The following is a 12,336-nucleotide window of genomic DNA, read 5'->3' on the forward strand; positions in this document are numbered from 1 at the left end:
AATAACCCCTGAAATGAAACAAAAACCCACCTATCGCAACTCCTCCGGACACCGCCGTTCCTCCCTGCTTGTTCTCGCCGCATCGGCCGCCATGACCCTCGGGGGCGCGGCGGCGGATTTCACCTGGACCCAGAGCGCGCCCGGTGACCTCGACTGGAACGATTCCCTGAATTGGAACGCCGGCTCGGTCATGGCCGCTCCGGGGACCAACGCCGACAATCTGTCATTTTTCGCTGATACGGCGACCCCGCTGGCGGCGGGAGCCAGCCAGATCGTCACCAACGTGCCGTCCGCGCTCACCCTGCGCTCGCTGGTCCTGCAGGGGGCCGGGGCCTCCGCGGGCGCGTCGACGGAAATCACCATCGGCACCTCCGCCAGCACGTGGACCATGGACCGTTCCGACACCGGAAACGTCCTCATCACCCTGGAAGGAACGGCCGGCACGGCAGGACTTTCCTACAACGTGGAATCCAACATCGTCCTGGTCAACGATTCGCTCACCATCCAGGGCGGCGGCACGGCGGGATTCCGCTTCAATGGCAGCCTGACACGTGCGGGCCGCGCGCTCCGCAAGGAAGGAACCAGCGTGGCGACCCTTTCCGGCGCCATCACCGGCACCTCGGATTTCGAAGTCTACGCCGGCACCCTCAACATCACCGGCAGCCTCCACACCTCCGCCGCCGCCGGCAAGGTCGTGGCGAGGGGCGCCAATTCCGTGCTGAACCTCAGTGGCACCGGGTTCGCGGGATCGGCCGGCCTCGGGGTGGAGGGAACCAACTCCCTGTTCAACATCACCGGCGCGCTGACGGTCACCGGTACGACCGTTTTCGTGGCACCGGACGCGAACCAGACCGGCACCCTCAACATCACCGGCGGCCTCGTGTCGGCCTCCGGGAAAAACATCTGGCTCGGATCCGATGGATACAACGGTGCTTCCAACAATACCGGGCATGGAATCCTGAACCTCTCCGGCGGCGGCCTGCTCGACGCCGGAGGCACGGCAGGCACCTTCCGCATCGGTGGCAGCCGGGCGCTGAGCGTCGGCGGCACCGGCACTCTCAATCTCGAGGCCGGTGGCGCCCTCCAGATCAACCGGGCCGTGGGGTTCGGCACCAACGCCTCCAGCGGCACCCTCAATTTCAACGGTGGAAGCTTCATCGCGGGCGGCGCGGGTGCCACGATTTCCGCGACAAGCGCCGGCCGGATCAATGTCCGCAACGGAGGAGCGTTCATCAATACGGGCGGTTTCAACATCGCGATCACCGAGGAACTCCAGCATTCCGCCATCTCCGGGGACAATGCGATCGATGGCGGCCTTTCCAAATCCGGCTTCGGAGTCCTGGCCCTGGCCACGCTCAATACCTACACCGGCCCGACCGTCATCGAGGGGGGCATCCTCAGGTTTCCCAAAACCACCAGCCTCTACTCCGGCAACACGGCGGATTGGACCACCGCCAATCTCAACGTGATGTCGTCCGCAACAATCGCTTTCAATGTCGGCGGAGATGGTGAGTTCGGCGATGCGGACATCACCCTGCTGCTCGCCAATCTCGCATCGAGTTCCGACTTCGGGGACGGCATGAATGATGGTGCCGGCATCGGATTCGACACCACCAACGCCCTCTCGGGGTTCACGCTCGCGAACAACATCTCGGACACCGCCGGCCCCGCCGGTGGCTCGCGGTCCCTGGTGAAACTCGGCGCCAACGCGCTCACCCTCACCGGAAACAACACCCACACCGGCGGCACCACGGTCCATGGCGGCACCCTGGTGATCGGAAATTCCAACGCCATCGGAAGCGGTGTGCTCACCGTCGCCACCACCGCCGCCACCACCCTGGTGGCGGGCGTCGATCTGACCGGTGCCGACGCGCTGTCGAATGATGTCGTTCTTTCCACCGCCACACGCATCGACGGGACGCACAATCTCGAACTCCGTGGCACCATCACCCGCAACAACTCCGCGTTGGCCAAATACGGCACGGGGAGCCTGACCCTCACCGGTGAGGCATTCAGCGGCACCGGCGACTTCGAAACCTACGCCGGCACCACCTACATGACGGGCACCTGGGGTGCGGGCTTTTCGGCCGGGAAGGTCACCGCACGCGGTGCCACCGGCGGCGTTCTCAACTGGTCCGGCACCGGTTACGCCGGCGGCGTGTATGGCGTGGGAGCCGAGGAAGGCGGAGGCGTCATCAACATCACCGCGGGCCTGCTGAGCAGCGCGGCCACCACCTCGGCCGTCTTCATCGCGCCGTTCGCCCCCAACTCCTCGGCGATCAACGTCAGCGGAGGCACCCTCGCGGTCACCGGCAACGGTGCGATCCGGATTGGTGCGGGCGGCTACAATGGAGCCACCGCCAACGGTGTCTCCACCATGACCGTCAGCGGAACCGGTGTGTTCGAGTCGGGCACGACCACCGGCGTCTTTGCCGTCGGCAGCAGCGTCGCGGGCAACACGGTCGGCACCGGCACTCTCAATCTCGATCCGGGCGGGACGGTGGCGACAAACCGGATCATCACTTCCGGATCGGTGGCCTCCGGCACATTCAACTTCAACGGTGGCACCTTCCGTGCGAACGGAACGGAAGCTTCCATCAGCCTCAACGCCGCTTCAGGGCGGGCCAACGTGCGCAATGGCGGTGCCTTCATCGACAGCAACGGATTTGATATCTCCCTCCCACAGTCGCTGGTCCATTCCAACATCGAGGGCGACGCCGCCGGCGATGGCGGTCTCGCCAAAAACGGAACCGGCAAGCTCACCCTTCTCGGGACGAACACCTATACCGGCCCGACACAGGTCAATGCCGGAAATCTGGTGATCGGTCACCCGGATTCCATTCCCAATGGGGCGGCCGGCGTCACCGTCGCGGCCGGTGCGGGATTCGGCGTCCATGCCGCCAATTTCACCAGCGGGCAAATCGAATCGATCGCCAGCAAGGTGGTCTGGAGCGGCACCGGCACCTCCAGTCTGGTGCTCGACACCCAGGGCGGCAACGTGACCGTCGGCGCGGATTTCGCCGCAGGCGGCTACAACCTCCTCGCCACGGGCGGAGGCACGCTCACACTGTCCGGCGACGTCTCGGGCGTCACCGTGCTTACCGAGAATGGCACCCAGGTCATCGTTTCGGCGGATGTCGCCATCACCGTGAATTCGTTCAAGGTGGAGGAAGGAACCACCCCTGCCACCAGGAAAGCGGTGATCTCCTTCACCGCCTCCGGAGCGGTGGACATCTATGCCTCCGGCGATCTCCAAAACTGGGGAACAGCCATCGCCACCGGAGTTTCGGCGTCACCCTTCATCGAGGACAATCTGGGTCAGGACAAGCGGTTCTACATCCTGGTTCCCGCAGGCGCGCCCGCTCCGTGAGATGCGTCATTTGCCGGATATCATCCCGGCAAAGCCCAACCACCGCCCCGCATCCCGGGGCGGTGGCACTTCATCCTGAAACCAACCGCTGAAATCCGTGGGTGACGGGCGTTGCCATCCCGCGCCGGTGCGGGGTGGGACCATCGTTGGAGATATCCGCGTGCCATGTGAATTGTCAGAACATCATACCATTTTTCATCAATAAGGTGACTTGATCCCGAGTCGCGGCTCCGTGGACTGCGTGCGGCTCGCTGCCGCTTTCATCTGCCAGCTCGCTGGCCGGGACGGAGGTTCGAATTCATAGAGCGCGCCTCCCCTCGTGCGACAGCCTGCGGAGCAATCAATGATTCGCTGTGGTTCCGCCGTGTCAGCAAGCTGACTACGGAAAGCGGCAGCGAGCTGCACGCAGTCCAAAAGCTTCGCCGGCTCCAATCGTCACTTTGTTGCCGGCAACTGGTATGATAGGTAGTTGCGGGGGCATGTTATCCAGGGGATCAAGCGCATGTGAGCGCACGCGGGAAGAATCAGACGGCGGAAAACTTTTCTCCACCTTGCGGGCCGGGAATTGATGAGCGGACGTAAGGCAAATCCGCCGCTGGCAGCGTGGGGGGAAGGCGTGTGGACGGGGTGGTTCTCCGGCACCCGGATGGCAGGATTCGGAGCCGTGGCTGTCCTCCTGCTGGAATCTTCAAAAAAACTTGCAACCAACTTCGGTTAGATCAGGGTGTGACCCAATGGGGGCCAGCGGTATGGCATTCCCTTGGACCTCGGAAAAACCTTAATTTGAAAAGCACGAATGAAACCCAAAGTCCCGCTTCTGATTGGTCTGGTATTGGCAATGTCGGGATTGGCGTTTTTGTATTTCCGGCATGATTCCAAGCCGGTGCCCGCTGATGGAGCATCGGCCTCTTCGCCTGTCGTCACGCGTGACCTCCGGACTGAGGAAAAACCGGCGGACGGTCCGGACTCGAATTCCCCGATCCCGAAAACGACGGATCCGGCTCCGCCGGAAAAAGCCGGAATGACGCCGGATATGGCAAGGAAGCTGATTTCCGACTTCGCCGCGGAAAACAAGGATCTGAACTCCCGGGCGGAATTCACTCGAGGGGTCATCAAGGAGTTATGTGAAAGCGGCTATTCCAAGGAGGCCTGGGATCTGATCGATCCGGGCAATGGAATCGTCCGGAATTTCGGACTCGCATCCTTTTTCGAGAATGCGGACCTGCCGCCTGCGGACCTGCTGGACAAGATTGCCAATGTTCCCAGACTCGACATGTTTACCGGTTTCTCCGGATTCTTGAATCGATACCCTCCGGATCAGCTGTCCGCCTTGCTGGACTCGCCCGAGGTGAAGCGGTTCTACTCCGCCGTGGGTGACGACCTGAAGGCTGTCAACGTCAAGACCGCGGTTTCCGGTGTTTTGCAGATCGCCATGAACAAGATGGCGCCCGAGGAGCGCGGTGGCACCTACCAGCTGGCGAGGGAGCTGGATTCGAAAGGCCTGCTTGAGGCCCATGATTTCATTCTCATCGTCCAGAGATATAGCAACAAGAACATATTCGAACAATGGGAGGACATCAAAGCCGTGGATCTGAACGGTTGGTCCAGCAATGTTGTGAAAAAACAACGGCAGGGCATGCTTTCCGACATGGTGGCGGAGGATGCCCCGGCAGCGGTGAAAGGCATTCTGAATGGCGACGAAGATCGGGCCGGAAACGATCTGGCATGGGCTCTTAAATCGTGGACCAATCTCGACTCCCAAGGAGCCGCCGACTGGTATAAATCCAGCCAGGCCTCGTTCAGCGGCAGGCAGCGTGAACTGGTGTCATCGTCTTTCGCCGAGGCCGCCATCTCTTCCCTCGAATTCGAGAGCGCCAGACAGTGGGCGGAACAAATCGAGGATGCTGAGGCGAGAAGGAAAATCCTCGAAAACGTGGAACAAAAGAGAATTGAATATGAACAGAAGTCTGTTTCCAAATAGCAGGCGCGGGTTCGTCTTCATATATGGAACTGGCGAACCGCGTTGATTCTTGCGCGGTAAGGCCGGAGAGATCTTCAAGGAGTCCGGGGTGGAGGACTCCGCAGGACTCAACATCCTGGGCGACCGGCTGGGCGTGCTGGGCCCTGCGGAGGCGGCGGGGCTGCATGCCCTCATCGCCTGCTCAAAAAAACTCCCTTTGACCGGGCATCAGACGACGGAAGCCGTCGAGAGCGGAACGGTGGCCGGCACTCTTCTAACAGAGGATTCGCTTTTCGGAGTCACTCCACTTCCGCACGGCCATGGGATGGCCACCCTGTCGTGCGACGACACATCCGATCCTCTCCGACGCAAGTGGGGCGATTTGCCGTCGTGACGGTTTATTACACAAGCCAGCCGTTAAAATACAAGCAATCCCGGGAGAGGCGGATAGCGTGATGTCTCCTTGCAATTTCGGACTTCACAAGAAAAAGCCTGATAACGACATGATGAAAAATTTGAAAAACTCCCTGATCTCGAAATCGGCTGTGGTCGGGATGACGATGGGTCTCACCGCCGTGACAAACGCTGGCACTGTCGCTTACTGGCGGTTCGAAGACGGCCCTCTAGGACAAGTCGCCGCAGGCAACAACGGAGAAGAGGCATACAATAACACGATCACGGACAGTTCGGGAAACGGCAACCATCTGCGGACCTATGCCACCTTCACTTCCCCTTCCTACATTGCGGCGGTTCCCGGCTCGACCGTTCCCGGTACCGGCGCGTCGAACGCCTTCTCGCTGGATTTCGCTCCCAATCGGGACATTTACACCGGGGCGGGAAGCTCTTTGCCCGCGGCGTCCTTCACCAACTTCACGATCGAAGCCTATGTGAGCTTTGACAGTTTGGGATCATGGCAGACCTTCATCGGCCGGGACGACTCCGGCAGCCCGGGGCAGGGGGCGGGTCCGGAATCACTGTTCTACTTCCAAGCCATGGGCGATGGATCCAACAAGCTCAGGGTCCAAGCCATGGACTCGCTGAATACGATCCATAACGTGTCTTCCATTTCCGCATTGTCTGTGAACACATGGTATCATGTGGCGGCGGTTTCCAACGGGACCACGATGGAGCTATATCTCGATGGTGTCCTCCAGGGCAGCACAAGTTTCACGGGCGGCCTTTACGATCCGGCGCAGGATACGATCTGGACCATAGGACGCGGGCAGTATGGGGGCAACAACGGCGACTTCCTTGATGGAAAAATCGACGAAGTCAGGTTTTCCGACAGCGCGCTGGATTCTTCGCTGTTCCTCAATGTCCCTGAGCCAGGGTGTTTCATGCTCGCGGTGCTCGGGGCCTGTGTGTCATTCAAAAGGCGCCGCTGATTTTCCTCCCCTGTGTAAGGATTGAATTCACCGCCGCAGCTTTTTACCAGACAAGCTGCGGCGAGAGTTCTATTTCCTTAGGAAAACAACTTCCGATCCAGCGATCGATATTGGATCGCTTCCAGGATGTCGTTCGGACGGATGTCGGGAGCGCCGCCGAGATCGGCCAGGGTGCGGGCGACTTTCAGGATGCGGTCGTGGGCGCGGGCGGAGAAGTTCATCTGCTCCATGGCGTGTTCCAGGTAGCGGTTCGACTCGGCGTCGAGCTTGCAGTGCTGCCGCACCTGGCGGGAACCCATCGCGGAGTTGGTGGAGTTGGAGAATTTCCGGAACCGCTCCTGCTGGATCTCCCTCGCCGCCACCACCCGCTGGCGGATGGTTTCGGATTTTTCACCCATGTTCGAGTCGGACGACAGGTCGCGGAAATCGACAAGCGGCACCTCCACGTGGAGATCGATGCGGTCTAACAACGGTCCGGAAATGCGCTGGCGGTAGTTTTCGATCTGGCGTGGCGAGCAACGGCACTCCCGTTTGAGGTCGCCATAGTAGCCACAAGGGCAGGGGTTGAGCGCCGAGACGAGGAGGAACCTCGCGGGGAAGGTGAGGGAACCGGCGGCGCGCGAGATGGTCACATGGCCGTCCTCCAATGGCTGCTTGATTTAGGTATTTCAAATGGGTAGAATTCGTGTCATGAACACGCGAAACCAGAAAAGTAAAAAACAGGAATTACCGGTGGTTGAAGGACCAAAGCGTGCGTATTCCTACATTCGCTTTTCTTCGAAGAAACAGGCAAAAGGGTCCTCCCTGAGTCGTCAGTTGGAGAAAACACGGAAGTATTGCCGCGAACGTGGGCTGCTTCTTGATGAAAGCATGTCCTATCAGGATTTGGGAGTTTCTGCGTGGAAGGGTATGAATCTCGACGATCGGAATGGGCTCGGACAACTGGTCGCGGCGTGTCAGGATGGCCTCATTCCACCCGGGTCAGCGATTGTTGTAGAGGCGATGGACCGGATTTCTCGGCAGCGTCCACGGCGCGTGTCGACGTTGCTCGGTCGATTCCTCGACGAATTTCGTGTGGAGATCCATTTGATTGGTATCGAGAAGGTCCTCTTGCCGGATGTTCCAACGGCTGCAGAGGAAGGGATGGATCTTATGTATATTGCGATGCTTGCCAGCCGGGCAGCTGAAGAACAGGAGACCAAGTCGGACCGGCTCAAGGCTGCCTTTGAGAGAAAACGACGCAAGGTAGCAGATGGTACTAAACTGATGGAAACCAAACCTGGGAAAATGCCCTGGTGGATCGTTTATAACGGCAAATCACTTGAATCTCCACCGGACCGGGCGGAGGTGGTTCGATCGATCTATTTATGGACCGCAGATGGCGTCACCGCGCCCGAAATTGCCCGCCGGCTGCAGGCGTCTGGAATTCCAACATGGAGACCGGTGACGAAGATCTGGACTTCCGCTAGGGTCCGGGATCTTGTGAGGTCACGGGCACCCGAGGGTATTCTTTCTGAAACACCCAAGACAGCTGTTAGCGGTCTTACTTACGAAGTTCCGGGTTACTACCCTAAATTGGTAGACGCAGACATTGCTGAGCGTGCGCGTGCGGCGATGACAGCAAATCGGCGGCAGGCCGGAAGACCCCATGAGATTCGCGCTGAAGGAGAAAGGCCGATCAATATTCTCCGCGGACTGCTACGGTATGAGGGGCATTGGTGTGCCCATGGAACACGTGCCAACGGAACCGATGGTGCGATGAACGGATATTTCATCGTCTATCTGGAGGAGCTAAAAAAGACACTCGTATCGATTCCGGCAAGGTTGATCGAGCCGACCTTGCTTGCGGGCCTCGTCGAACTGAAACCCGCTGATCTTGTTCCGCCTCCGGATGAGGTAGATCCTTATGTGGGCAAACTCGCATCCTTGAAGGAGGAATTGAAGAAGGTTGAAAAGGTGTTGGAGAGCCTCGCCGACAAGGTTGAACAGAATCCCGATATCGATACACTGTTGGTCAGGCTCCGCGAGCGGGAAGCTGATCGTAAGCAGCTCAGGGAAGAAATCGGAGAGCTGTCTGTTAAAGTCAAAACGCGACCGTCCGGGACTGCGCGGGAGACGAAGGAACTGAAATCTTTGATCGATGCAGATATGCGTGAAAATGCAGTGCGTGGACGTATTGCCGAGTTGCTACGGTCTATGATCGAACGCATCGATTTTTCTTACAATCCGACAGCTGCAACCGGCGCTGTCAGCCTCTCATTGTTGCAAAAACAGGGGTTATTTATTCCCGATCCCCTGCCGGCGTCAAAACGGCGTAAGGCACTTTCGATGATCATCCATTTTCGCAGAGGCGGAAGGCGGGCGATCGTAAGGCTAGATCCCGAGAAAATGGCAAAGATCGGTCGCCCAGATACCCTTTTCTCCGGTCGCTGCTAACGATCACCAGATCGATGGCTCGGGCCGGGGTGGTTTCAGCGATTGGGGTTCCGGGCTTTTGTCGGGTTCTTTTCCTTTCCCCGCAAGCAACATAGCTTTAAGCAGCAGTTCCTCTATCGCCCGCATTCCTAGAAATCCATCAGCTGCACGGCGGAGCACACCTCCAATTTCTTTGTTCCAAGCTGGGATCAATTCTTGGGGGATCTGACGGGCGATGTCCTTGGCGACGTGGGCGTAATCTGCGGGAAGCATGGGAGATAGGAGGACGATTTCATCCCGGAATCGCTGCCTGAGTTCGGCGTCGATTTCAGCAAGGATTTGTTCCTTGGTTGGAGGTTCTGGCAGAAATAATTCCTTTGAGGAGTTGAATCCGAGAGTCCGGGCGTTGCCGCGCCAAGCGGATTGCCAAGCGCCACAGCCCATGATCATGACGCGTTCCCGGAGTGTCCGCTCCAGTTCCGCTTTCTGATCTTTGCCGGAACCCTGGGGAAAGCTTTCAGCCGGAAGTGATTCGATGGGCAGCTTCGTGGCAACTGGCAGCACCCCGTCCAGAAGGTCATGGATCTCCAGCCGAACATTTCGAGTCCACTCGCTGGGCGACTGGAGTTTATCAATCTCATCGAGCACAAGAACCCCAGCACCCGGCAGCCGGTCGAGCCAATCGGCGATCAGTGAGATGGTCCATGGGTCGCCACGTGAGCCAGCGATCATCCACGCCGCGACATTGATGACGAGAGATGGAATTCCAAGTTGTTCTCCAAGGCGACGTGCGAGATGCGATTTCCCGCTGCCGGACGGTCCGATCAGCAGGCTGTGGGTTCTGGGTAGGACGGACATGCCGGAACGGATTCCTGAAGTGGCGATCCTCGCCACCGGGAGGAGTTTTTTGAGCGCGTGTTGTTGCTGAGGTGAAAGGATCATCTTTTCTTTGTATTGAGCCATGCCACTTTTTCGGCGGCGTTCATCCCTTGGGGGGGCGCGTCCCGTCGATCACTGGCTGTCCAGCCTTACGGCGTGCTCGGTTGCCGTTGCCTCGCCGAGGCGGAGTAATATTCCATCCAACTGCCCGGCAAACGATTGTCTGGGACGTTTCCGACAGTGAATTCAGTGGGATGAAAATCAAATCATCCCTCCTTCCCGGAATGAGTAATAAGGAGTTCGCCCCGGTGCAGGTGCGCCGATAATGACGTGGTCGAGAAGATTGATTTTGAGAAGATCGGCGGCGTCCTTGATAGCCCGCGTGATTCTTGTGTCCGCGCAGCTTGGTGACGGATCGCCAGAGGGATGGTTATGGACAAGGACAAATCCATGGGCAGCGCGGACAATAACCGGGCGAAATACTTCCCGTGGGTGACATGTCGCCTCGGCGAGCCCACCAAGGGAGACGAGGTTCCACCCTGTAATTTGCAGCCTGGTGTTGTAGGTGACGACAATCACCCGCTCTTTATCGGCTTCGTATGCAGGGTCGTTTGTAATGTTGCCCGTGTAGAATCGATAGATGCCTTCGGGAGTGTCAGCGGAGTCGAATGTGAGCCTAGGAGAGGTTTCCACTTGGACAGCTTTAAAGTCTTTAACGATGAATCTCATGATGTTGGGAAAGAATTTCCCCTCCCGGACACGATGGTACCGGGAGGGGTGCTTAACGGGCTGGCTGGCAATGAAGATGCCGCTCTTACGCCGTCTCGCGCTCGCCGGCCGGGGCGGAGATTGTTTCGGGTTCCAGTTCGGCCAGTCCCACTCGGTTCCCATTGTAATCCCGGAGAACGAGAGGAAGTGCCCGTCCGCTGTGGATGCGGTCGGCAAGGTCGTGCAGGAGCCACGCGGCCTCCTGCCGCCATCCTTCCGCTTGACCGGGCCTGAATGCCTCGTTGCCCGTGCCGATTTCGATTCGGATCACGCGTCCTCCCTTGTAAGATTTTCTCGCATCCTGAGGATCACCGCATGGCTGGTGGGTGCGTCCGGATAGACCAGGATTCCGTTAGCGCCTGATCCAGGATTCAGAGGATGAGGGTAGGCCACGATTCGATCGTAATTGGCGAAATTTGGGTTAACGTTCATTGCCACAATCTCACGAATCCTCTCCGGGGTCGCAGCCAGGTTGAGAGTTGCGCTCATAGCAAAGGACGACCACCTCTTGTGGTCTGCCGGGACACCATGTAGGATGCCAGGGATGACCAACGTGCCTGCCACATCGACGTCGAGGTGGTAGGTCGTGCGCTTTCTTCTTTCTTTGAAGGTGCCAACGCGCCATTTCCCTTTCAGAGCACCGGAGTAGGCGGGCCGAAATTCCGGTTCAGGCAGGACGTCGATCGTCCGAATTTCACGGCGCATCGTCATCGCGGTTTCGGACACGGAATACAGGGTGTAGTGTTTCCCAACCTCCAGAGGGATTCGCAGCATCGTTAGAGCTGCTGAATTCGGATTTTCCATAGTGGAATTCCCCATGGCCGTGCTGCCCGCGGCAGCGAAAGCGGCCGGGGGCGGGGGCGGGCCTTTCGACAAGCACCGGAGGAATGATCGTGCCCGGCTTGTGTGGACTGGAGCACCATTACCGGAGGCAGTCCGGTATAAAAGGAACCCCGGCCATTCCGGCCGGGGGGGTAGGGTTTCGAGGGCGATCGGTATGTTACACGATTCTAATTACATTTTCCGTTTACCCATAAGAGATTCAAAGCCTCCGTCCATATTTCCAGACGGGTTTGACCTGGGTGTTATCTCTTTATCGATGTGGGTTCCGGTGGCGCCAATACTCGGAGACCAGTAGCATTGTGGTGAGCGATCGATCCAAAGCGAAGTCCACCCGGATACTCAATCCGCGTCGGGCGGATGATCTGGGCAACTACAAGGCTGCAGTTATTTGCACCGAACTTCGGACAGAAATTTTGGAACCTGCAGGAGTCTATCAATGCGTCCGGGGAATGCACCGATCTGCCGGGATTTCGTCGTTGGGCCTCTCCCGAACCAACGTAAGGTCGTCACTAATTACAGGGCCTTGAGATTTTCGGTGTGTCTTTCCTGATCAACGTATCGATCTGCGAAGTTCGGAAGTCCCAATCAGAGTGATCCTGAGAGGCCCTTGGATATAAAAAGCCAATATTTAAACAAATGTTGCGTCGGGTATCGATAGACATGTTGAGAGGGCAGAATTAATCAGAGCGCAATCAAATGAGCCAAGGTAGCACGCC

10 protein-coding genes are annotated in these 12,336 nt (G+C 58.6%); 5 read left to right on the top strand and 5 right to left on the bottom strand.

Translation table 11 applies throughout. The features are described 5' to 3' along the window. Window positions 1-13: 13 nt before the first annotated feature. The 4 genes from JIN84_RS08850 to JIN84_RS08865 all read left to right on the top strand — a co-directional run bounded on the left by JIN84_RS08850 (window position 14) and on the right by JIN84_RS08865 (window position 6,715). Complete coding sequence (locus JIN84_RS08850; RefSeq protein ID WP_200350680.1) at window positions 14-3,370, top strand: beta strand repeat-containing protein; 3,357 nt, start codon at window positions 14-16, stop codon at window positions 3,368-3,370. A gap of 796 nt (window positions 3,371-4,166) precedes the next feature. Next, complete coding sequence (locus tag JIN84_RS08855) at window positions 4,167-5,351, top strand: hypothetical protein (protein WP_200350681.1); 1,185 nt, start codon at window positions 4,167-4,169, stop codon at window positions 5,349-5,351. A 49-nt stretch (window positions 5,352-5,400) separates the two neighbouring features. Beyond that, window positions 5,401-5,724, top strand: coding sequence for a hypothetical protein (locus tag JIN84_RS08860; RefSeq protein WP_200350682.1), 324 nt, complete (start codon window positions 5,401-5,403; stop codon window positions 5,722-5,724). Window positions 5,725-5,833: 109 nt separating this feature from the next. After that, window positions 5,834-6,715, top strand: a complete 882-nt coding sequence (locus tag JIN84_RS08865) for a LamG domain-containing protein (protein WP_200350683.1) — start codon at window positions 5,834-5,836, stop codon at window positions 6,713-6,715. Window positions 6,716-6,792: 77 nt separating this feature from the next. Here JIN84_RS08865 and JIN84_RS08870 read toward each other — a convergent pair whose 3' ends face one another. Then, entirely contained in the window at window positions 6,793-7,362 is a 570-nt protein-coding gene (locus JIN84_RS08870) for a magnesium chelatase subunit ChlI family protein (protein WP_200350684.1), read from the bottom strand. A 43-nt stretch (window positions 7,363-7,405) separates the two neighbouring features. Between JIN84_RS08870 and JIN84_RS08875 the strand changes: the two genes are divergently transcribed. After that, entirely contained in the window at window positions 7,406-9,151 is a 1,746-nt protein-coding gene (locus JIN84_RS08875; RefSeq protein ID WP_200350685.1) for a recombinase family protein, read from the top strand. A 3-nt stretch (window positions 9,152-9,154) separates the two neighbouring features. Here the strand turns inward: JIN84_RS08875 and JIN84_RS08880 are convergent, their stop codons facing one another. The 4 genes from JIN84_RS08880 to JIN84_RS08895 form a co-directional block, all read right to left on the bottom strand. Continuing rightward, on the bottom strand, window positions 9,155-10,093 hold the full coding sequence (locus JIN84_RS08880) for an AAA family ATPase (RefSeq protein ID WP_200350686.1): 939 nt from the start codon (window positions 10,091-10,093) through the stop codon (window positions 9,155-9,157). 177 nt (window positions 10,094-10,270) lie between these two features. Further along, window positions 10,271-10,738, bottom strand: a complete 468-nt coding sequence (locus JIN84_RS08885) for a JAB domain-containing protein (protein WP_200350687.1) — start codon at window positions 10,736-10,738, stop codon at window positions 10,271-10,273. Between the two features lie 85 nt (window positions 10,739-10,823). After that, the gene (locus JIN84_RS08890; RefSeq protein ID WP_200350688.1) at window positions 10,824-11,048 is read right to left on the bottom strand and encodes a hypothetical protein; all 225 of its coding nucleotides are present in this window, start codon (window positions 11,046-11,048) and stop codon (window positions 10,824-10,826) included. After that, a complete protein-coding gene (locus JIN84_RS08895) occupies window positions 11,045-11,581 on the bottom strand; it encodes a hypothetical protein (protein ID WP_200350689.1) in 537 nt (178 codons plus the stop codon). Before JIN84_RS08895 ends, JIN84_RS08890 begins: the two co-directional genes overlap by 4 nt. Window positions 11,582-12,336 lie beyond the last annotated feature (755 nt).

It is taken from the genome of Luteolibacter yonseiensis (genome assembly GCF_016595465.1).
GTDB classification, from domain to species: domain Bacteria; phylum Verrucomicrobiota; class Verrucomicrobiia; order Verrucomicrobiales; family Akkermansiaceae; genus Luteolibacter; species Luteolibacter yonseiensis.

What these genes read in the sequence shown, in the direction of transcription:
- JIN84_RS08895 (WP_200350689.1), bottom strand. Translation starts at nt 11,581, where the DNA reads ATGGAAAATCCGAATTCAGCAGCTCTAACGATGCTGCGAATCCCTCTG.
- JIN84_RS08865 (WP_200350683.1), top strand. Translation starts at nt 5,834, where the DNA reads ATGATGAAAAATTTGAAAAACTCCCTGATCTCGAAATCGGCTGTGGTC.
- JIN84_RS08850 (WP_200350680.1), top strand. Translation starts at nt 14, where the DNA reads ATGAAACAAAAACCCACCTATCGCAACTCCTCCGGACACCGCCGTTCC.
- JIN84_RS08885 (WP_200350687.1), bottom strand. Translation starts at nt 10,738, where the DNA reads ATGAGATTCATCGTTAAAGACTTTAAAGCTGTCCAAGTGGAAACCTCT.
- JIN84_RS08855 (WP_200350681.1), top strand. Translation starts at nt 4,167, where the DNA reads ATGAAACCCAAAGTCCCGCTTCTGATTGGTCTGGTATTGGCAATGTCG.
- JIN84_RS08880 (WP_200350686.1), bottom strand. Translation starts at nt 10,093, where the DNA reads ATGGCTCAATACAAAGAAAAGATGATCCTTTCACCTCAGCAACAACAC.
- JIN84_RS08875 (WP_200350685.1), top strand. Translation starts at nt 7,406, where the DNA reads ATGAACACGCGAAACCAGAAAAGTAAAAAACAGGAATTACCGGTGGTT.